Source organism: Mesorhizobium sp. M1006 (genome assembly GCF_040318825.1).
Lineage (GTDB): Bacteria > Pseudomonadota > Alphaproteobacteria > Rhizobiales > Rhizobiaceae > Mesorhizobium.
The window spans coordinates 1-18,980 of the sequence record NZ_JAMYMZ010000004.1 but is presented as its reverse complement, the minus strand read 5'-3'; the positions used below and the strand labels follow the sequence as shown (position 1 = coordinate 18,980).

Here is an 18,980-nt window from a genome sequence, read left to right as displayed (position 1 = left end):
AACCAGATTGGAACGCGCGCGCCCCAAAATAATCGCGCGGCAGGGAGAGTTAAGCGCTGTGATGGCTGCCAGCAGAAGCGATTCGCATTCAACGACCATTGGTGAGCTGCTCGACCGCGAGCAGGCGCGCTTCAGTGACACGCATCCGCGCTCAGCGGCGGCCTGGGAAGAGGGCAAGCAGCGTTTCCTCTATGGCGGACCCTCGCACTGGATGCGGCGCTGGGCCGGCGGCTTCCCGGTTTATGCCGCGTCGGCCAGCGGCGCCCATATAAGAGACATCGACGGTCACGACTATGTCGACTTCGCCCTTGGCGACACTGGCGGCATGTGCGGCCACGCGCCGGAGGCGGTGACTTGCGCCGCACTGCGCCAGTTGCAGAACGGCACAACGATGATGCTGCCCACGGAGGACAGCCTGTGGGTTGGCACTGAGCTGCATCGTCGCTTCGGACTGCCCTACTGGACGCTGACCACCTCGGCCACCGACGCCAATCGCGGCGCCATCCGCATCGCCCGCATGATCACCGGCCGCGACAAGGTGCTGGTTTTTTCCGGCTGCTATCACGGCAGCGTCGAGGAAGCGCATGTCGAGATCCGCGACGGCCGTGTCGGCCTGCGTAACATGATCCATCCCAACGGTGTCGACCATTCGGCCGTATCGAGGGTGGTCGAGTTCAACGATGTCGCTGCGCTCGAAACGGCACTCTCGGCTGGCGACGTCGCCTGCGTGCTGACCGAGCCGCTGATGACCAATTTCGGCATGATCCCGGTCGCCGACGGCTTTCATGACGCCCTGCGCGAGATCACCCGCCGCACCGGCACGGTCTTGATCATTGACGAGACGCATACGATCTCCAGCGGACCCGGCGGTTATTCGTCCGAGCATGGGCTGGAGCCGGACATTCTGGTCGCCGGGAAGGCCATCGCCGGCGGCATTCCGGCCGGCATCTTCGGCGTCTCGCAGGCGATCGCCGAGCGGTTGTGGGCCATCGTGCCGATGGTCAATCCGCGCGTGCGCCAGTCGGCGCATCTCGGCATCGGCGGCACGCTGGCCGGCAACGCACTCACCGTAGCCACGATGCGCGCTGTGCTGGAAGAGGTGCTCACGCCCGCCAACTTCGAAATCATGATCGGCAGAGCCTCGCGGCTGGCGGAGATGGCACGTGGCATCATAAACGCCAATAAGTTGCCGTGGCATGTGACGCAGATCGGCGCCCGCGCCGAGATCATGTTCATGCCCGATCCGCCGCGGAACGGCGCCGACGTCATCGCCGGCCGGCGCGGCGATCTCGAGACGCTGCTGCACGCCTTCTACATGAACGAGGGCATATTGGTGACGCCCTTCCACACCATGTTCCTGATGTGTCCGGCGACGACCGAGGCCGATGTCGACCGCCACGCCGAGGTCTTCACCCGTTTCATTGATCTCGTGCGTGGCGCCGGAGTCGTCTGAGCGATGGCGAAACCATTCGATCTCAGCGGCAAGGTGGCGCTGGTGACCGGCGGCGGACGCGGCATCGGTGCTGCGATCGTGACCCGCTTCGCCGAGGCCGGTGCTAGTGTCGTCATCGCCAATCGAACGTTCGATATGGCAAAAGCGCTGACCGCCGAATTGTCCGCCCGCAAGCTGGATGTTCGTGCGGTTCCGCTTGCTGGGCTCGACCGCGCCAGGCTGCACGCACTGGTCGGCGACATTGTACGTCAGGCGAGCCGGCTCGACATCGTCGTCCACAATGCCGGCGGCTGTCCCTGGGCCTCGATTGAGGATCTTGACGAGGACAAGCTCGATGAAGCGCTGGCGCTTAACCTCAAGCCTTGCTTCTGGCTGGCGCAGGCAGCAGTTCCGGTGATGCGCAAGAACGGCTTCGGCCGCATCCTTGTCACCTCTTCAGTGTCGGCGCGCTTGGCGATGGCCGGCGGCGCGCATTACTCGGCCGCCAAGGCCGGCGTCAACGCCTTCATTCGGGGTGCCGCCTTCGAATTCGCGCGCGACGGCATTACCGTCAACGGTGTCGAGCCGGGCTTCATAGCCAAGCCGGGTAGGGGCACGATGAGCGCGCCGGAAGTTGCCGGGCGCCTCGGCCAACACATCCCCGTTGGCCATCTCGGCGAGGCGGACGACATTGCCTATGCCATGCTCTACCTCGCCTCGGAGCAGGCCAAATACACCACCGGCCAGACGATCGTCGTCGACGGCGGCTCAACGCTGCCGGAAACCGGCTTCGCCGTCGAGCGCCATTGGGGGCTGACATGAGCCGATGCCTCGAAGGCCGCAAGGCGCTGATCACCGGTGCTGCCACCGGAATGGGCCGCGCCACTGCCGAATTGTTCGGCCGGCACGGCGCCGAAGTCATCGCCTTCGGCCTCGGCGGTGAGGGACTGGACGGCGCCGTCAAGGCGAGCGGCGGTGCCGCCGTGCTCGGCGACATCACTAGCGCAGACGATGTCGCACGTGCTATCGACGCCTGCGGCGGGTGTCTTGATATCGTCGTTAACGCCGCCGGAGTGATGATCCTCGACGAGCCGGAGAGCCTGAGCGATGAGACCTGGGCGCGCAGCTTTGCGGTCAATGTGACGGGCGCCATGATGGTCTGCCGCGCCGCACTGCCGCTCATGAAAAAGCGCGGCGGCGCGATCGTCAACATCGCCTCCGTCGGCGCCTTCAACGCCAGCGGCCAAAATGCCGCCTATTCGGCTAGCAAGGCAGCACTCGTCTCCTACACCCGCTCGCTCGCCTTTGCACATGGCCCCGACGGCATCCGCGCCAACGCGTTGGCGCCTGGCTGGGTGCGCACGCCGATGAGCGTCTACGAAATGGAAGTGGCGGCAGCGGCCAACGGCTCGACGCCCGACGAGGAGTTCACCGCGCTCACCGGCCGTATTGCGCTCAGGCGTGTTGCCGAGCCGTCCGAGATCGCCAACTGCTGTCTGTTCCTGGCTTCCGATGCCGCCTCCTTCGTCACCGGCGCTGTGCTCGTCGCCGACGGCGGCGGCCGTGCACCAACGCAAAACAGGGCAGTGTGATGCGACCTGACCAGTGAGGCTCGTCACAGGCGAATGGCCAGGATACTGGCGCTCTGATAAGCGGCGCCACTTGTCTCACGCTGCTGCCTCTACCGACATTCAGATAGGGAAGACCGCGTTGATTTGCCCCGCCGCGCTTTTGGCTGCAATTCAGGCAGCCACGATGGCGCCAACGGTCGAACAGGCCAGGACTTGCTTTACACCCGCGTTCATAAACACTCAGAACGCGCGGCGATGGCAGGAATGGTCGATATGGTCGCGCGGATTGCCGTGCGAATACATGCACAACGCGCGTTTCGCTTTGCCTTCCGCGGTAATCGAGGCATCTGAACAGAAAGCATATCCGACAATATTGCCGCGGACTGCCTTCCGGACGCCCACATAGGTGAACAAGTACGCTCCCGTGGTGAACCCGACCCAAAGCGCTTCTCCCACTGGCGAAGAGACTGCACCATCAAGGTCCGGTGTCAAACACCCAGTTTCGAACCGGCTCTCAGACCGCCTGCTGCTTGAGCCGCATGTTCTCGCGGTACAGGCTGATGTGGTCCTTGAAAATACCGCCTACATAATCCTGGAAGGTCGGCAGCGTCGCGATGTCGATGGCGGCGCCCTTGGCAAACCAGGCGATGATCTCGTCGGATTCCGTCATATACTGTCCCGGCGTTAGCTCGACAGTTGGAAAGCCGACCTTGGGCAGGTGCGCGGCGAGCTTCTCTGTGATCTGGCACTTCTCTTTGCTGCCCTGTTCGACCAGCCGGATGTCGACCTGGTCGAGCAGTCTCGCCTCAAGCAGGAACACGCGAACCTTCATGCAGAACGGGCAGCCATGGAGCAGGTAGACGATGGGCTTGAACACGGTATTGGTCATGGCAAATGCCTTTTGCCGGATGCACTGCGGGTTGGCCGTGGGGCGGCTATGCGCGCTCGAATATGCCGCCGCATGACCCCGTTCGGCCGCCGGCGTTGCAAGCGCACCGGCAGGCCGATATTCAGACATGCGGAATGATCAAGCCAAAACAGCGATTTCCGCTGCGAAGTCGCGATAGGAGCGCAGCGGGCGACCCAGCATGCCGGTCAATCGATCAACATCCCCTGCCTCAGGGACCATGCCAACCACAAGGAAGCGCTCGGCCATGAGACGCATGTCGAGCGCCATCCAGCTCGGTGCGTAATTTCGGAGGTTTTGCTCGAACCCAGCGGTATCGTCGCCGCCATAGTGGATCGTCCGCCCAAGAACATTCGACCAGATGGCGGCGACATCGGCACCGGTCAGCGTGTCGGGACCAACGACATTGATCCGCTTGAGAGGAAGCGGCTCGCTTGCCTGCTCACGGCGAACCAGCTCGATGGCTGCGATCTCACCGAGATCGCGCGCGTCGACCATCGCGATGCCTTTGTCACCGATCGGCATCGGATAGACACCGTGACCGAGCACCACGTCCTTCACCGAATAGTCGTTGTTGATGAAGTATGCAGGCCGCAGGATGGTGGCGTTGAAGCCCAGCTGCTCCAGCATGCGTTCGACACTGAACTTACCGGCGAAATGCGGCACGTTCACGTAGATGTCGCTGTGAAGCACGGACAGATAGACGATCCGCTTGATCCCGGCCTCATGGGCCAGATTGAGGGCGATCAGCGCCTGGGTAAACTCGTCGGGCACCACGGCGTTGAGCAAGAACAGGGTGGACACGCCCGAGAAGGCCGTGCGCAGCGCATCGACGTCAAGCAGATCGCCTTCGGCGAGGGCAACGGCGGCTGGTAAATTGGCCTTCGAGGGATCGCGGACGAGCGCGCGCACATTAGCGCCGCGCTTGATGAGCTGATCGACGACATTGCGGCCGACGGTTCCGGTTGCACCGGTGACGAGGATAGTCATGTGGTCACTCCTGCTTTTATCAGATCGTTAGCGCTATTTAGGAGTCCACAAACGCACCGGAAGCTGCCATTTGTAGACACCCTGTCTCACTGGTGGAACACATGGACCTGCTCGCCCTAGCCGACTTCAATCTGGTTGCACGTCATGGTGGATTCGGGCGAGCCGCGCGCGCCACAGGGCGCCCCAAGGCGACGCTCTCGCGGCGCGCCGCAGAACTGGAGAATAGCTTGGGCCTACGCTTGTTCGAGCGCGGGGCGCGTGCCCTGAAGCTCACGCAGGAGGGAAAGGACCTGCATGAGCGAACCAGTCGCTTGCTGACGGAAGTGGAGGAGACGGCCGCAGCGATTGCGTCGGGAGACCGGGAACCGCGTGGAAATTTGCGGATCAGTGCACCGTTGCTCTTCTCTCAACTTGCGATGGGTAAGCTGGCGGCAGGCTTCTCGCTCAAATATCCCGACGTTATCCTTGAAGTCACGACCGAAGACCGTGCAGTCGACATGGTCGAAGAAGGGTATGACCTGGCCATTCGCGTCAATCCGCGTTCCGATGAAAGCCTGGTGGGACGGGTCTTCATGCGTGATCGGCTTGTGATCGTGGCGAGCCCGCAAGTGGCGAGACCGCGAGACGGAGACGCCGCTCCCGCTGTCGTGCGGAGCTCGGACAGAGGACTCTCGTTGTGGAATATCAAACCGGACACGGGGCCGACGACGATCGCGTTCACCCCGGTGCTCAGCCTGTCGTCGCTCATCATGGTTCGCGATGCGGTCGTCATGGGCGTGGGTGCGGCACGGTTGCCGGTATCGCTCGTGAGTCATGATCTGGCCGCCGGCACATTGGTGCATTGGGGGGACGTGGATGGTCCGGATACGGCCCTGTGGACGCTCTACCCGTCGCGGCGCCTGTTGAATGCCCGCGTTTCCGCCTTTCTCGACCATCTGAGAGGAGCGTTCCCAAAAGGAACTCCCGACGAATTGGCAGCGTTCATTCGGATTTGAAGCCGCCACGGTTACCTTCTGTCGGCCAACGCCATCACCCACGTCGCGGGCCAGCTTGATCCAATAACGCAAGCGACGACCGCCAGAAGGTGGCTGCTGCAGTCCGATGAACTACAGCAGCCGACGCATCAGCCCGCAAGCCGCGGATAGTCCGTGTAGCCGGCCGCGCCACCGCCATAGAAGGTGGATGGATCGGGCTCGTTGACGGGCGCGCCCAACCGTAGACGCTCGACGAAGTCGGGATTGGCCAAAGCCCAACGGCCGATCGAGGTCATGTCTGCCTGGCCCGAGACGATGTCCTGGTCCAGGGCTTCGCGTGTGCGGCCAAGCCGCAGCACCATCAGGGTCGTGGGCCACGCACGGCGGATGTCGGCGAGGAACTCGTCGCCCCCGCCATACATCAGATGGAGATAGGCCAGTTTCAGTGGTGCCAGCGCGGCGACCAGTTCGCGATAGAGCGCAGGACTCTCCGGACCTTCATCAAGCCCGCCCAAAGGCAGGCCTGGCGAAAGGCGGATAGCGGTGCGATCGGCGCCGATCTCATCGGCGACAGCCTGCGCCACTTCGACGGCGAACCGAATGCGGTTAGCGATCGGCCCGCCATAGGCGTCGGTCCGGTGATTGGCGTTCGGCGCAAAGAACTGATGGACGATATAGCCGTTGGCGCCGTGAATCTCGACGCCGTCGGCGCCGGCATCGATAGCCAGCCGCGCGGCCCGCCGGAAGTCCTGCACCGTGGCGGCGACTTCCTCGGTCGTCAGCGCGCGCGGCTCGGGGATGGGCTGCATGCCGCTCGCAGTGAACATCTGCTCACCGGGCGCGACGGCCGATGGGGCGACGGGCTGACGGTGATGCGGCGTGTTGTCCGGGTGCGACATGCGGCCGACATGCATGAGCTGCAGGAAGATCTTCGCGCCTTTTGCGTGAACCGCATCGGTGACCTTGCGCCAGCCGGCGACATGTTCGGGTGCGTGGATCCCCGGCGTCGCGAAATAGCCCTGGCCATCGGCCGAGGGTTGCACACCCTCGGTTATCAGCAGGCCAAGGGAGGCGCGCTGGGCGTAGTATTCAGCGGCGTGCTCGCCCGGTACGCCGTTGAACTCGGCACGGCTGCGAGTCATCGGGGCCAAGGCCAGGCGGTGAGGCAGGTCCATTTGGCCCACGCGGACCGGACTCCAGATAGTCGTCATGATAAACTCCTTGAAAGTTGAAAACTTGGTGATCAGCGGGTGAAGTCAGCGACGATCTTGCCGGGTGCGTGGCCGGTGCGATTGCGCTCGATTGCGGAAGCCAAATCATCGAAGCCCGCCACGTCGGCGATCGTCGATCGCAGGGCGCCGATCGCGACCTGCTGGGCGATCGCGGTCAGGCGCGCTGTGTCGGGCCTGTTCGATAAAAAGACGCCGCGGCGGCCTGGCGGCGTACGTGATGCGAGGTCCGTGGCGGCGATGCTTACGAGAAGGCCATCGGGCGACAGGACTGCCCAGGAGCGGTTCACGACCTCACCGCCGACGAGGTCGACGACGAAATCGATGTCGCGCGCAAGCAGCTCGAAGTTCTGCTGCCGATAGTCGATCACCTCGTCCGCGCCGAGCGCCCGGACATGTGGCAGGCTATTGGTCGAGGCCGTGGCAAAGACCGTCGCTCCGGCCGCCTTGGCGAACTGGACGGCAAAGCCGCCCACGCCGCCGGCTGCGCCATGGATCAGCACCCGCCGTCCGGAGAGGTCGAAATCCGCCGCCTGAATGACATGCCAGGCTGTTATCGCCGCGACCGGAATGGCCGCCGCCTCCACGTCGGACAGTGATGCCGGCGTCAGGACGAGCTTCTCGGCGTTGATGACCAGATGGTCGGCGTAGGCTCCGACGCCACCGAGGGCGGCCATAACCCGATCCCCGGGCTTCACGCCTGTGACGCCGGGGCCGGTCCGAAGCACGACGCCGGCCATTTCGATGCCAAGCGTCGCGGGCAGGGTCAGCTTGAAGCGCTCGCGGAGGTAGCCTTCACGGATTTTCCAGTCGATACGGTTTACCGCGGCGGCCTTGACCGACACCAAGACCTCGCCCGGACCCGGCTCGGGCGCGGATACGCTATCGACTGTCAGCGATTCGGGGCCGCCATAGGCTTGAAGACGTAAGGCTCGGCCGTGGGCAAGCGGTTCGGATGTGGAGGCCCCGCGCTTGAGATCAGCGGATTGGATCATGTAGGTTCTCCTTCTTGGCAGAAGGTATGCGTCCGAAATCCGCACCATAAGTCATCGAAATAAGACAGTCTGTCTCGCTGGAGAGACACCTAATGGCCTTCCGGCGTCTCCAATTTCGTATTTGTGGCCTTATCCGTACGGTGCTTTTCGGCCAGGCGGAAAAGCGGTCGACCGACGGCGACCTTGTAGCGGCGCGTGATCGGGCTCGTCGATCATCAGCGCCAGGATCAGATGGGCCATGAGCCAGCTTCGGGCGAGCCGCTCATCGCGTGCTGGAAGCTTATGGGTGCCCATTCCGCTCTTGAGCCGCTTGAAGGCGAGTTCTGCCAGTGTCTCGATCGAATACTAACCATAGCCTTCGCGCCGGGTCCGCAGAGTGCACAGCCGCCGGTCTCCATGGTCCGTCGGGCGCCCGTCCTCAGCCGGCGTGATATTCGAGCATGATGTCGATCAGCGCTCTGACTTTGCGTGGCGGGAAGTCGCCGGGAGGACGCACCACATAAAGCCCTGCCGCGACCACCGTGTGGTCGGCAAGCAGGGGGATGAGCGCACCGGAGGCGATGTGGGGCTCGATCAGGAAATCCGGCAGGGCCGCCACGCCGAGTCCGGCCAGCGCCGCCGAAAGGAGCGCTTCGCCGTTATCCGCCTTGAAACGACCGTGAGGATGGACCGCGATCGTTTTGCCTCCCTCGACGAACCGCCATGCTTCGGTCCCCTGCAACAGGCACTCGTGATCCGCGAGTTGGCCAAGCGTTTGCGGTGCCCCATGCCCGGCGACATAGGCGGGGCTGGCGACAAGCATGCCGGATATGGGCCGAATGCGTCTGGCGATCAGGCTCGAGTCAGGCAGAAATCCCGCCCTGATTCCCGCGTCGAAGCCCTCGGAAATCAGATCCACGAAACGATCGCTGTAGGCTGCATGAACATGCAGCAAGGGATGGCGTCGAGCGAGTTCGGCAAGAACCGGGGCGACAAGCCTCGGCCCGCCAGACAGGGGCGCGGCGATACGCAGCAGCCCGCGCACCGCGCCATCGGGTGCTATTGCATCCTGTGCCGCCTCGAACTCGCCGAGGATGCGAGTGGCGTGGTCGCGGAACGTCGCGCCGGCCTCCGTCAAGGCGGCGCCGCGAGTCGTGCGAGAGAGCAACTGGCTTCCGAGCGTTTCCTCCAGCCGAGCCAGTCGGCGGCTGACGACGGATTTTGCGACGCCCAGCCGCCGCGCGGCAGGCGATATGCCTCGCCCCTCCGCGATCTCCACGAAAGTCCTGACGTCCTCAATCTCCATAGCGTTCCGCTTTCAGCAACAATCAATCGCAAAACCGGAGGCTATCTTAAGCCGACAAGGAACGCCATCCTTTGTGGGTCAGTTCATCCGGCATAGCCGCGCCGGACCAACCCCATGGAGAAATAGATGAGCGTGCAAGACGTGTGGAAATACGAAGAATCTGCGCTGGTGCTGATCGACTACCAGCCGGAAATGTTCAGCCAGATCCGATCCGAAACGCCGGCCAACCTGGTCGAGCTCAACGTGCGGCTACTGATCAGGGCTGCACGGGCTTTCGACATGCCCATTATTCTCTCGACGGTCGGTGCAAACATGGGTGTCAACGGCCCCACGGTTCCGGCGATCCTCGCCGAACTGCCCGGCATCGAGGTGATCGATCGCTCGACAATGAACTCGTGGGAAGATCCGGCCTTTCGCGCCGCGGTCGAGAAGACCGGCCGCAAACGGCTGATCATCGGCGCCCTCTGGACCGAGATCTGTCTTGCTTTCCCGGTCATCGATGCGCTCAAGGACGGCCATGACGTGGCTTTCCCGGTCGACGCCGTCGGCGGTCGGTCGCAGCTTGCCCACAGCACGGCGATCCAGCGGCTCACTCATGCCGGGGCGGTCCCCAGTACGGCCTTGGCTGTCGTTACCGAACTCTTCCGCGACTGGGCGGGGCCGGTGGCCGACAAGGCCCGCACGCTGGTGTACTGGTATTACGAGGAGCTTGCGAAGCTGCAGGGTCCGGCCGCAAAGGCCGCCTGAAGCGCCAGGCCGAGCACGGTTGGAGCGGCGGGGAAGCCTCTGACAGGGCCGATTTTTCCCGCCTGTTCTACCGGCAGCACCGGCGAGCCCCGCATAGTCGGCTCTCCCGCCGCCAATTTCCCTATTTTCGAAAAGGACGATCAAAATGAAAACTCAAACCGGCGCCGTTCGCGGCCCCATCAATCGTTGGAGCCTGGCGCTGTGGATCGCACAGGCGCTCCTGGCTCTCCTCTATCTGGCAGCCGGTGGCGCGAAACTGACACAGCCCATCGACGCGCTCGCCGCGAGCATGAGCTTCGTCACCCATGTACCGGAAGCCGTCACACGGCTGATCGGCACTCTCGAAGTGCTGGGCGCTGTCGGTCTCATCCTGCCGGCCGCGACGCGGATCAAGCCTTGGCTGACGCCGCTGGCGGCTGTCGGGCTTTCACTCGTACAGGTGGGGGCGATCATCACGCATGCGCTGCTCGGCGAGACGGCCAAGATGCTGCCCATCAACCTGACGCTGCTCGCCTTGTCCTTGTTCATTGCCTGGGCCCGGCTGCGGAAAGCCAAGATCCCGGCTCGCTGAGCATGGCGAGTCACCAAGAGGGTAGGCCGGCCCGCCACTCGCGGATCACGACCCCTTGACGCAGACATCTACCGACATCGAGCCCCTGGAGCTTCAAAATGCAATTCGGAATCTTCTCTGTCAGCGACGTAACGCGCAACCCGATCACAGGCGTCACGCCGAGCGAGGCGCAGCGGATCGATGCGATCGTCAAGATCGCGAAGCGGGCGGACGAGGTCGGGCTCGATGTCTTCGCCATCGGCGAGCACCACAACCCACCCTTTTTCTCGTCCTCGCCGACGACTCTGCTCGCCCATATCGCCGCGCAGACGCAGCGCATCATCCTCAGCACCGCCGTGACGCTCATCACGACCAATGACCCGGTGAAGATCGCGGAAGACTACGCGATGCTGCAGCATCTCTCGAAGGGGCGGACGGACCTGATGCTCGGCCGCGGGAATACAGTGCCGGTCTATCCCTGGTTTGGGCAGGACATGCGTGACGGCGTCGCACTGGCGCTCGAGAACTACAATCTGCTCCACAAGCTGTGGCGCGAGGACGTTGTCGATTGGCAAGGCAAATTCCGGACCCCGCTGCAAGGCTTCACGTCGATCCCGCGCCCGCTCGACGATGTTCCTCCCTTTGTCTGGCACGGCTCGATCCGCACTCCGGAGATCGCCGAGCAGGCGGCTTTTTACGGGAACGGCTATTTCGCCAACAACATCCTTGCGCCCAACCTGCACTTCCTGCCGCTGGTGAACTTCTACCGCGAGCGGTTCGAGCATTACGGACACGGCACCAAGGAGCAGGCCGTCGTCGGGCTTGGTGGCTATGCCTTCATCGCGAAGCGCTCGCAGGACGCATACGACCGATTCCGGCCCTATTTCGAAGGCAGCCCCATCTACGGAAAGACCTATCGGCTGGAAGAATATTCGCGCGATACGCCGCTCAGTGTTGGCAGCCCGCAGGAGGTCATCGACAGGACGCTGAGCTTCCGGGAAGCCTTCGGCGACTACCAGCGGCAGCTGTGGGTTCTCGACGCCATGGGGCTGCCGCTGGAGATGGCTCTCGAGCAGGTCGAGCTGCTGGGCACTGAGGTGGTGCCCGTGCTCCGCAAGGAGATGGCGGCGCGACGCTCGCCGGGCGCCGCCCTAGCCCCGACGCACCGGAGCCTGGTGGAGGTCAAGTATGGAGACCAGCCGCCGCGCCAGCCGCGCCCAAATGCCAATCGCGGAGACAACCTGACGGACGTCCAGCCGTATCGCGATACTGACGAAAACGTTACAGCGCGCGCCCCGCTGGTCGCGGGGCAGGCTGCGCGGTCCGGCAATGTCGCGAAGCGATAGGCCCCGGTGGTGTCTTCAGGGAAAGGATTAGAGAGATGACGAAGACCATCGAGAACAGGGGGAAGCCCATGCGGCTCGTCGTCGTGAACGCAGGCGTAAACGATCCCTCGACAACGCGGATGCTGGCCGACCGCATCGCACAGAAGAGTATCGAACGTATCACTGGTACGGGAAAGACCGCCGTCCTTAGCGTCATCGACCTGGCTCCGCTTGCAGTCGATATTGCGCGTGCCGTGGTGGCCGGATTTCCCGAGGCCAAGGTGCAGTCCGTAATCGAAACGCTTGCCGGCGCGGATGCCGTCGTTGCCGCCACGCCAGTCTACAAGGCCGGTGTCAGCGGGCTGTTCAAGTCGTTCATCGATATCCTCGACAACGACTTGCTCATTGCCAAACCGGTGATCCTCGCCGCGACGGCCGGCACCGCTCGCCATGCGATGGTCGCGGACGCGCAGATGCGCCCGCTTTTCGCGTTTCTGCGCACTTTTCCCGTGCCGACGTCGATCTTTGCTGCCCCGGAAGATTGGGGGTCGCCGGAGCTCGGCGGTCGCATCGATCGAGCTGCTACCGAGCTCACCCAGTTCCTGTTGAGTGGCACCAGCCGATCCATCGCGGACGCGGCATGGAAAGGCTATCAACACCAGTTCGCAGGCAATGCGGCGCGCGCGGAGCGCAGCGCTGCCGATGTCAATTTCGACACCGATCTGATGAAGCTGGCCGCAGGAGGGACGGCTGTAGAGCGGATGATCGTCAGAGGCTGAGGGAGCTGAATTTCCTTGCCCAATCCTTTGGCCTAGTTACCGCTTGCGGCCGCATCTGCATGCACAGGAAGAAGATCAACGTCTCGACCGTGCTCGCCGGTCAGAGGCTGGGAATCAAGGAGGTCGACGACGGCATTTGGCTCGTCAGCTTCATGCATTACGATCTCGGGTATATCGACTTGGAACAGAGGACCTTGCAGACCATCGACAACCCGTTCGGCACGAGGTTGTCACCCATGTCTTAGGTACAATCTGTTACCTATGTCTCCGGGTTGGACAAAGGTAGTTATGGTAGCGGGAGAGGGATACCGCCAATACAGTGCTGCTACTGAATTCACTTGCTAAATTGAGTCCCTGCGCCTGTTGGCGGTTCGAATCGCGTGCTGTGCGCCACTTTACGATTTTGCGCGATTTCATACCCTGCCGCGGACGGATGCCGCATCACGCCGCCGACAGCCGCACGTGGAACTTGCTGTCGGTTGCCGAAGATTGTGGCAATCCGGACAGACCCGTCGAAACAGGGTGTAGGCTTCCGCCTCCTGGGTCACAACCGCTGTTTGCAGGGTGGCCATGATCTTCTTGCCGTCGTCGATCGACAGGCCCAGGTCTCCTTCACGCAGACGCTCATCGCTTTTGTCGATCCGGACCTCTCGGCGACAGATGTCGCCGAATTCGTTCGTCCCTTCGATCGAAATCGTCCACTCCATTCCCATCACTACCTCCGAAACCAAAGAGATGGTGATGGCCCAGTCGACGCTAACAAATCGTGGCCGCGCTCACCCCAGAGAAGTTACCGGTCTCCACTGCACTAATGGGCGGTGTAAGCTCCGTCCACCAGATGGTAGCTCCCAGTGATAAAGCTGGCCTGGTCGGACAACAGGAAGCACACAAGAGCCGCTACCTCTTCCGGTTTCCCGCGCCTGCCCATCGGCTGAAGACCCGCCATGCGCCGGCTGGCTAATGCCTCCATTTGCTCCGATAAAAGAGGCGTTTCGATCCAGCCGGGGCCGACGACATTGATCCGGATGCCCATCCTAGCATATTCAATCGCCGCAACCTTGGTTAATCCAACGACCCCGTGTTTCGCTGCCGTGTAAGCGGACGCAGTTGGCAAGCCGACGGAACCGAGAACAGAGGACATGTTCACGATGGCACCTCCGCCTCGATCCAGCATCGCGGCGATTTCGTACTTCATGCTGTAGAAAACGCCATTGAGATTAACGTTTATCAGTTTGTGCCAGTTGTCGAGCGGATAGTCTGCCGTTGCTTTTCGAATGCCGTCGATACCTGCATTGTTTACCGCCATATCCAGTCCGCCGCATTTCTGGACAGTGAACTCGATCAGCTTTTCCACTGCTGCCGCATGCGTGACATCTACCGCAAAGTCGTAGGCCCTGCCTCCTTGCGAGCTTATTTCGGCGGCTGTGCAGCGCGCGGCCTCGGCATCAAGGTCGGCGACAACAATCTCGGCTCCTTCTTGCGCGAGTTGCCGTGAAACAGCCGCACCTATTCCGGAGCCTGCGCCGGTCACAATCGCGACTTTACCATGGAAGTCAGGCTTCATCGGCTCTGTCCTATGCCATTTCTGACATAACCGAACAGAGGCAGACGGTCATCGCAAGAAGTTTCGCTCCAATTCGCTTGTTTAATCCTGTGAATTCATTTTTGCCACCACACAGCGAGACTTGGCCCGCAGGCCTCGGAATGGTAGAGACGAGGGCGGCGGTAGATGACCAGTTTCCTAGCAGGTACAAATGGAAGAACACCACATTGCGCGCCGGGGGCTCGTGCTGGGTAGTCTGGCTCTGATGATCTCCGGATGCACGTCGATTTCATCCGCGTTCGGACCAAGGCGTGGCCTGAATCCTCGTTACCGACGGCAGCATGTGCGGTACGACGGAAACGAGCCGGCCGGAACGATCGTCGTCGATACTTCGCACCGTTTTCTCTATGCCGTCGAGTCTGACGGGTGGGCGACGCGCTACGGCGTTGGCGTCGGCGAGCAGGGACTTTCCTTCAAGGGTACAGCGACCGTCGGCCGCAAGGCGGACTGGCCGTCGTGGACACCCACCGCCAGCATGATGCAGCGCAAGCCGCGCCTGGTGCAGTATGCAGCGGGGGTCCCTGGCGGACCAAACAACCCGCTTGGTGCGCGTGCCCTTTATCTCTATCGAGACGGGCGCGACACCCACTTCCGGATACATGGTACAAACGAGCCATGGACGATAGGCACAGCGGTATCGAACGGGTGCATCCGTATGATAAATGACGACGTCATTGACCTCTACGACCGTACTCCTTTGGGCACGACGGTGGTGGTTGTTTGATGGTGGGCAGGCCTGATCTTCGTTGGATGGTGAACCCTGCCAGCACGTCACCGCAAAGGTGCCGCCGGCAACCGGGTGCCAACTGTGTCATTTCTGCACTAGGCGTTGGTGTAGATCGCAGCTAACTTCGTGGGGCTGCATATCGTTTTAGTTGTGGCGATTCCATAGGCTATTCCGCCCCCGGGGAAAGGATTGCTTGATGAACAGGATATTGATTGCAATGGTTGCTGTGCTCGCCGTTGCCAGCCTGAGCGGCTGCGCGAACGACTGGATCGGCAAAGGAAAGGGTAAGGCTCCGGCACCCGCTCCGGTAGAGCAACCAGTGATTAAGTAAGGACCGGCTTGTATGGGGAAGGGGTGCCAAGCCCTTCCCCATACATACGCAGCCGGGGCTTTGGCCGGCTTCATAGCGGTTGGCGAGCATAGGCCGTTATTAGGTCTGTGCTTTGTGAAGTTCGGGAATGGACGCGGCGATGACGCTTCTAAGTAGCCGTCTCTTGCTTGTGGCGTTGGTGGCCCTCCCGGCAGCGGCATGTCAGACGAAAGACCTGCCGCCCCAGCCGAATTTCGTATCTTATGCCGATGGCGGAGCTGCGCCTCAAAAAAACGACGAGCGGTACTTCATCGAGTTCCGCTCCCGCTACGCCCTAAGCTACGGCCACACCTACGCAGTTTTTGGGCGCCTGGACCGGGCCGGGAGAATGATCGATCCCCAAGTCGCGGGCCTTCACCCGGCTTCGAACAGTGCGGTTCCCTATGTTCTGGGCCATATCGTGCCGGTGCCAGCCGAAACCGGGTGGAGCGACGGTGATCTGGAAGAACCATACAGATCCGCAAGCTGGCAAATCATATTGACCCGGGCCGAATACGACAAAGTCGTTGCCTACATCCGCAAGCTGCAGGCGAGCTCGCATGTCTGGCAGGCGACGGTCTTGAACTGCAACGGCTTCGTGGCGGACATCGCTCATTCCATGGGATATAAGACTCCCGCCATTCAGCTCCGGCCGCAACAATTCATAACCGAGCTTCGGGAGATGAATACATAACCAAGATTCGAGGGATGAATGGGACCGAATGCGATCGGTACTGCCCCTCCGGCTTTCGCGTCTGCGGACTAACTCGGAGAGGATCGCTGCGCCTGAAGGTCGGCCGGTGACGAAATCGAGACGATGGGTGAAGTGGCCATACTCAGGGGCAGCTGCTACAGTCGCGATCGCAGAAAGGGCGCTGGTGACCTGAAGTGAGCATTGCGGCAGCCTCACTTGGCGAGGTCATTTGGGTGATCGGCATCGTTGCTTGGTACGTGATTCGGTATCCCTTCGAGCGCCGGGCAAGGCGCGTGCGAATTGTAACTGGCTACCGCTCACGTTCCGACATCGTCGGGCTTGCATCTGCTCTGTTTGGCCTCGCAATCCTGCCTGCCTTCTATGTTGTCACCGGCATGCCCGCAGCGGCTGACCACCCGGCCAGCGTTTGGGCCGTGGCTCTCGGCACAATCATCTTCTGCTCCGCGCTATGGGTTTTTCGCAGATCCCATAAGGAACTTGGCCGGAACTGGTCGATTACGCTGGAGATTCGCGAACGGCATGAACTCATCTGCGCCGGACCATACGCTTTGGTCCGCCACCCGATGTATACCTCGTTCCTGCTCATGGGCCTCGGCCAGGTCTTTTTGCTGGCGAACTGGATTGCGGGCATATCGGGTTTGATTGGGTTCGCAGTCCTTTTCCTGCTGAGAGTGGACGAGGAAGAGCGTATGATGCTGGAGAATTTCGGCCCGCAATACCGTGCCTATATGGAAAAGACCAAGCGAATAGTCCCTTATCTTTATTAGAGGTACGTTTTATGCGAGGCCGAGCCCTCAAGCTTTCCGCGCCCCGGCGCCTTGTTGGCGATCTGATGAGGTTTTCGATCGGCGTGCCACGGGTCGCGGTGCAGCGTCAGATGAACCTCAGCCCACTCGTAAGGGCTAGAATGGCGCAGCAGACCAGGCCCTCCTGGACCGCGATCTTCCTGAAAGGATATGCGCTTCTTGCCCTAGAGATGCCGGAGCTGCGGCGCGCCTATGTCAAGTTGCCCTGGCCGCAGCTTTATGAGTATCCGGCAAGCGTAGCCTCGATTGCCCACGAGCGCGAATATGATGGCGAGCCGGCCGTTCTGCTGAGCTGCATCAAGTGCCCGGAGCGCTACTCCATCACGGAACTTGAGGGATCCATCCATGCGGCTCGATCACGGCCGATCCTGGAGGTCCCGGAGTTTCGGCGTGCCTTGCGGGTGGCAGGTGCGCCCGCGCCAGTCAGGTGGCTGCTTATGTGGCTAGGGTTGAACATCGCCCGGCAAAGGGCAAATTACTTCGGTACCTTCCAACTGTCGGTCTATTCTGGTCTCGGTGCGGAATCACTCAACCCGCTGACACCACTGACCACGCTTCTGAACTACGGTCCGATCGGCAAAGACGGATCGGTGAATGTCCGCATCCACTACGATCACCGGGTCATGGATGGAGCGAACGTCGCACGAGCACTGGAGAGATTCGAAAAGATCCTGAACGGCACTGTCGCCAATGAAGTGATGCTGCTCGGTCAAGGAGTTTCCGCTCCTGCAAGACAGAGGAACGCGACGTGATTTCGCACTGTGAATACCGGCCAGCTATCGTCGTGATTGGCGGCTCGGGTGGAATTGGCCGGGCGATTGCGAGCGTCGCGGCAAGGGAGCGCGGTGCGGTTGTGCTGGTTGCCCGCTCGCCCGAGGGTTTGGCCGCCGCGGCGTCTGAGGTTAGGGAGGCGGGCGGCGAGGCATTCACGCTCGAGTTGGATCTCGTGGCAGGCGATGCGCCGACGCGCATGGAGGGCTTTCTGTCCACACACGGCCTGGTCTGTGATGTCCTGGTCAACAGCGCCGGCTATGGCCTGCGGGGCGCGACGACGGCGCTGCCTATTGATGATCAACTGGGCATCATCGATCTCAACATACATTCCCTCACAGAACTGACCCTCCATTTTCTGCCGGGAATGGTGGCGCGCCGACGGGGCGGGGTGCTCAATCTCAGTTCCGTGGCCGGGTTCGTTCCCGGGCCTTATATGGCTCTGTACTTCGCCAGCAAAGCTTTCGTGCGCTTCTTCTCAGAGGCGCTTCACCAGGAATTGCGCCGAACCGGTGTGACGGTCACATGCGTTGCACCAGGCCCGGTGTCGACGGAGTTTCTCGCAAGATCAGGCGCCAATCAGACGGCGCTCTTCAACATCTTGCCCAAGGTGGATCCGGAGTATGTGGCCGAACGGGCGTGGCGAGGGTTCAAATCCGGTCGTCGCCTCGTCGTACCGGGAATCTCGGGCAAGTTGGCTGCCCTTGCGGCAGCGCTCCTGCCTTCAGCAGCGCTGCTGCCCCTGGTCGGCCGGCTGCAACGCGGCGGCAATGATCAATGTCCTTGCGGTTCAGGTATGAAGTTCAAGAAATGCTGCGGTACCCGCCAGATTCAGCTACGCCGGGGCCCTCGGGGAATTATCCCCTGAAGGACCAGCACGCCCGCTCGCTATTTCAGAAGTCGCCGATGGTCTTGGCAACGACCAAACGCTTTCCACCTGAACCGTTGCTGCGCTCGTGCATGAAGTCCCTCTCGGCCAGCGAGACAAAAGCCAAACCTTCCAGACCTACCGCCCTCCAAGCGACCGCCTCTCGGCGTGGCCAGCGCTCGTTCATCTACTCGACTCTTCGAGTCACAGTACGCATCCGGTGAAGACCGCAGACGTGCGCATCCGGCAGCCAGGAGAACCTGAGCACCGGAGTGCTGGGGTCAAGCTTTCTTTGGGGAGACGCGATGATATTCTTCGAGGAGGAGTTTGACCTCCTCGATGCCTTCATCGGTGAAG

General features: G+C 62.0%; 22 protein-coding genes and 1 pseudogene. 15 read left to right on the top strand and 8 right to left on the bottom strand.

All coding sequences use genetic code 11. The features are described from left to right. Nucleotides 1-61 precede the first annotated feature (61 nt). From NKH60_RS04790 to NKH60_RS04780, 3 genes are read left to right on the top strand one after another with little or no spacing between them, the layout of a single operon-like run. On the top strand, nucleotides 62-1,453 hold the full coding sequence (locus NKH60_RS04790; protein ID WP_352767491.1) for a transaminase: 1,392 nt from the start codon (nucleotides 62-64) through the stop codon (nucleotides 1,451-1,453). A 3-nt stretch (nucleotides 1,454-1,456) separates the two neighbouring features. After that, a complete protein-coding gene (locus NKH60_RS04785; protein WP_352767489.1) occupies nucleotides 1,457-2,254 on the top strand; it encodes an SDR family oxidoreductase in 798 nt (265 codons plus the stop codon). Continuing rightward, entirely contained in the window at nucleotides 2,251-3,024 is a 774-nt protein-coding gene (locus tag NKH60_RS04780) for an SDR family NAD(P)-dependent oxidoreductase (RefSeq protein WP_352767268.1), read from the top strand. Before NKH60_RS04785 ends, NKH60_RS04780 begins: the two co-directional genes overlap by 4 nt. A gap of 493 nt (nucleotides 3,025-3,517) precedes the next feature. Here the strand turns inward: NKH60_RS04780 and NKH60_RS04775 are convergent, their stop codons facing one another. Together NKH60_RS04775 and NKH60_RS04770 are read right to left on the bottom strand one after the other, a co-directional pair. Then, entirely contained in the window at nucleotides 3,518-3,892 is a 375-nt protein-coding gene (locus tag NKH60_RS04775; RefSeq protein ID WP_352767487.1) for a glutathione S-transferase N-terminal domain-containing protein, read from the bottom strand. 138 nt (nucleotides 3,893-4,030) lie between these two features. After that, nucleotides 4,031-4,900, bottom strand: coding sequence for an NmrA/HSCARG family protein (locus NKH60_RS04770; protein ID WP_352469670.1), 870 nt, complete (start codon nucleotides 4,898-4,900; stop codon nucleotides 4,031-4,033). 101 nt (nucleotides 4,901-5,001) lie between these two features. Between NKH60_RS04770 and NKH60_RS04765 the strand changes: the two genes are divergently transcribed. After that, complete coding sequence (locus NKH60_RS04765; RefSeq protein WP_352767274.1) at nucleotides 5,002-5,895, top strand: LysR family transcriptional regulator; 894 nt, start codon at nucleotides 5,002-5,004, stop codon at nucleotides 5,893-5,895. A 128-nt stretch (nucleotides 5,896-6,023) separates the two neighbouring features. Here the strand turns inward: NKH60_RS04765 and NKH60_RS04760 are convergent, their stop codons facing one another. The 3 genes from NKH60_RS04760 to NKH60_RS04750 form a co-directional block, all read right to left on the bottom strand. Next, entirely contained in the window at nucleotides 6,024-7,085 is a 1,062-nt protein-coding gene (locus NKH60_RS04760; RefSeq protein WP_352469672.1) for an alkene reductase, read from the bottom strand. Between the two features lie 32 nt (nucleotides 7,086-7,117). Then, nucleotides 7,118-8,098: an NADP-dependent oxidoreductase gene (locus NKH60_RS04755; RefSeq protein WP_352818417.1), complete on the bottom strand. Its 981-nt coding sequence runs from the start codon at nucleotides 8,096-8,098 to the stop codon at nucleotides 7,118-7,120. Nucleotides 8,099-8,516: 418 nt separating this feature from the next. Continuing rightward, nucleotides 8,517-9,383 carry a LysR family transcriptional regulator gene (locus NKH60_RS04750; protein ID WP_352539260.1) on the bottom strand — a complete coding sequence of 289 codons (867 nt, stop codon included), beginning with the start codon at nucleotides 9,381-9,383 and terminating at the stop codon, nucleotides 8,517-8,519. Nucleotides 9,384-9,509: 126 nt separating this feature from the next. On the opposite strand from NKH60_RS04750, the gene NKH60_RS04745 reads away from it, so the two are divergent. The 5 genes and pseudogenes from NKH60_RS04745 to NKH60_RS04725 all read left to right on the top strand — a co-directional run. Then, the gene (locus tag NKH60_RS04745; protein WP_352767278.1) at nucleotides 9,510-10,130 is read left to right on the top strand and encodes an isochorismatase family protein; all 621 of its coding nucleotides are present in this window, start codon (nucleotides 9,510-9,512) and stop codon (nucleotides 10,128-10,130) included. Between the two features lie 145 nt (nucleotides 10,131-10,275). After that, a complete protein-coding gene (locus NKH60_RS04740; protein ID WP_352834978.1) occupies nucleotides 10,276-10,701 on the top strand; it encodes a DoxX family protein in 426 nt (141 codons plus the stop codon). Between the two features lie 98 nt (nucleotides 10,702-10,799). After that, nucleotides 10,800-12,026 carry a CE1758 family FMN-dependent luciferase-like monooxygenase gene (locus tag NKH60_RS04735; protein ID WP_352834981.1) on the top strand — a complete coding sequence of 409 codons (1,227 nt, stop codon included), beginning with the start codon at nucleotides 10,800-10,802 and terminating at the stop codon, nucleotides 12,024-12,026. A gap of 35 nt (nucleotides 12,027-12,061) precedes the next feature. Beyond that, the gene (locus NKH60_RS04730; RefSeq protein ID WP_352834983.1) at nucleotides 12,062-12,784 is read left to right on the top strand and encodes a CE1759 family FMN reductase; all 723 of its coding nucleotides are present in this window, start codon (nucleotides 12,062-12,064) and stop codon (nucleotides 12,782-12,784) included. Between the two features lie 32 nt (nucleotides 12,785-12,816). Next, nucleotides 12,817-13,029: pseudogene (locus tag NKH60_RS04725) on the top strand (transposase); the annotation flags it as partial. A gap of 168 nt (nucleotides 13,030-13,197) precedes the next feature. Here the strand turns inward: NKH60_RS04725 and NKH60_RS04720 are convergent. Further along, on the bottom strand, nucleotides 13,198-13,497 hold the full coding sequence (locus NKH60_RS04720; protein ID WP_352503878.1) for a hypothetical protein: 300 nt from the start codon (nucleotides 13,495-13,497) through the stop codon (nucleotides 13,198-13,200). 95 nt (nucleotides 13,498-13,592) lie between these two features. Next, on the bottom strand, nucleotides 13,593-14,348 hold the full coding sequence (locus tag NKH60_RS04715; protein ID WP_352871350.1) for an SDR family NAD(P)-dependent oxidoreductase: 756 nt from the start codon (nucleotides 14,346-14,348) through the stop codon (nucleotides 13,593-13,595). 190 nt (nucleotides 14,349-14,538) lie between these two features. On the opposite strand from NKH60_RS04715, the gene NKH60_RS04710 reads away from it, so the two are divergent. The 6 genes from NKH60_RS04710 to NKH60_RS04685 all read left to right on the top strand — a co-directional run bounded on the left by NKH60_RS04710 (nucleotide 14,539) and on the right by NKH60_RS04685 (nucleotide 18,623). Next, a complete protein-coding gene (locus NKH60_RS04710) occupies nucleotides 14,539-15,111 on the top strand; it encodes a L,D-transpeptidase (RefSeq protein ID WP_352871348.1) in 573 nt (190 codons plus the stop codon). Nucleotides 15,112-15,310: 199 nt separating this feature from the next. After that, entirely contained in the window at nucleotides 15,311-15,445 is a 135-nt protein-coding gene (locus tag NKH60_RS04705) for an ABC transporter (protein ID WP_352503875.1), read from the top strand. Nucleotides 15,446-15,584: 139 nt separating this feature from the next. Beyond that, entirely contained in the window at nucleotides 15,585-16,157 is a 573-nt protein-coding gene (locus NKH60_RS04700; RefSeq protein WP_352503882.1) for a hypothetical protein, read from the top strand. A 200-nt stretch (nucleotides 16,158-16,357) separates the two neighbouring features. Further along, complete coding sequence (locus NKH60_RS04695) at nucleotides 16,358-16,945, top strand: protein-S-isoprenylcysteine O-methyltransferase (protein WP_352503881.1); 588 nt, start codon at nucleotides 16,358-16,360, stop codon at nucleotides 16,943-16,945. Nucleotides 16,946-16,956: 11 nt separating this feature from the next. Continuing rightward, entirely contained in the window at nucleotides 16,957-17,736 is a 780-nt protein-coding gene (locus tag NKH60_RS04690; protein WP_352539231.1) for a hypothetical protein, read from the top strand. Next, nucleotides 17,736-18,623, top strand: coding sequence for an SDR family NAD(P)-dependent oxidoreductase (locus tag NKH60_RS04685; RefSeq protein ID WP_502893803.1), 888 nt, complete (start codon nucleotides 17,736-17,738; stop codon nucleotides 18,621-18,623). The genes NKH60_RS04690 and NKH60_RS04685 overlap by 1 nt, the downstream gene beginning before the upstream one ends. 25 nt (nucleotides 18,624-18,648) lie before the next feature. On the opposite strand, the gene NKH60_RS04680 is transcribed toward NKH60_RS04685, so the two are convergent. Next, a complete protein-coding gene (locus NKH60_RS04680) occupies nucleotides 18,649-18,810 on the bottom strand; it encodes a hypothetical protein (protein WP_352539229.1) in 162 nt (53 codons plus the stop codon). Nucleotides 18,811-18,980 lie beyond the last annotated feature (170 nt).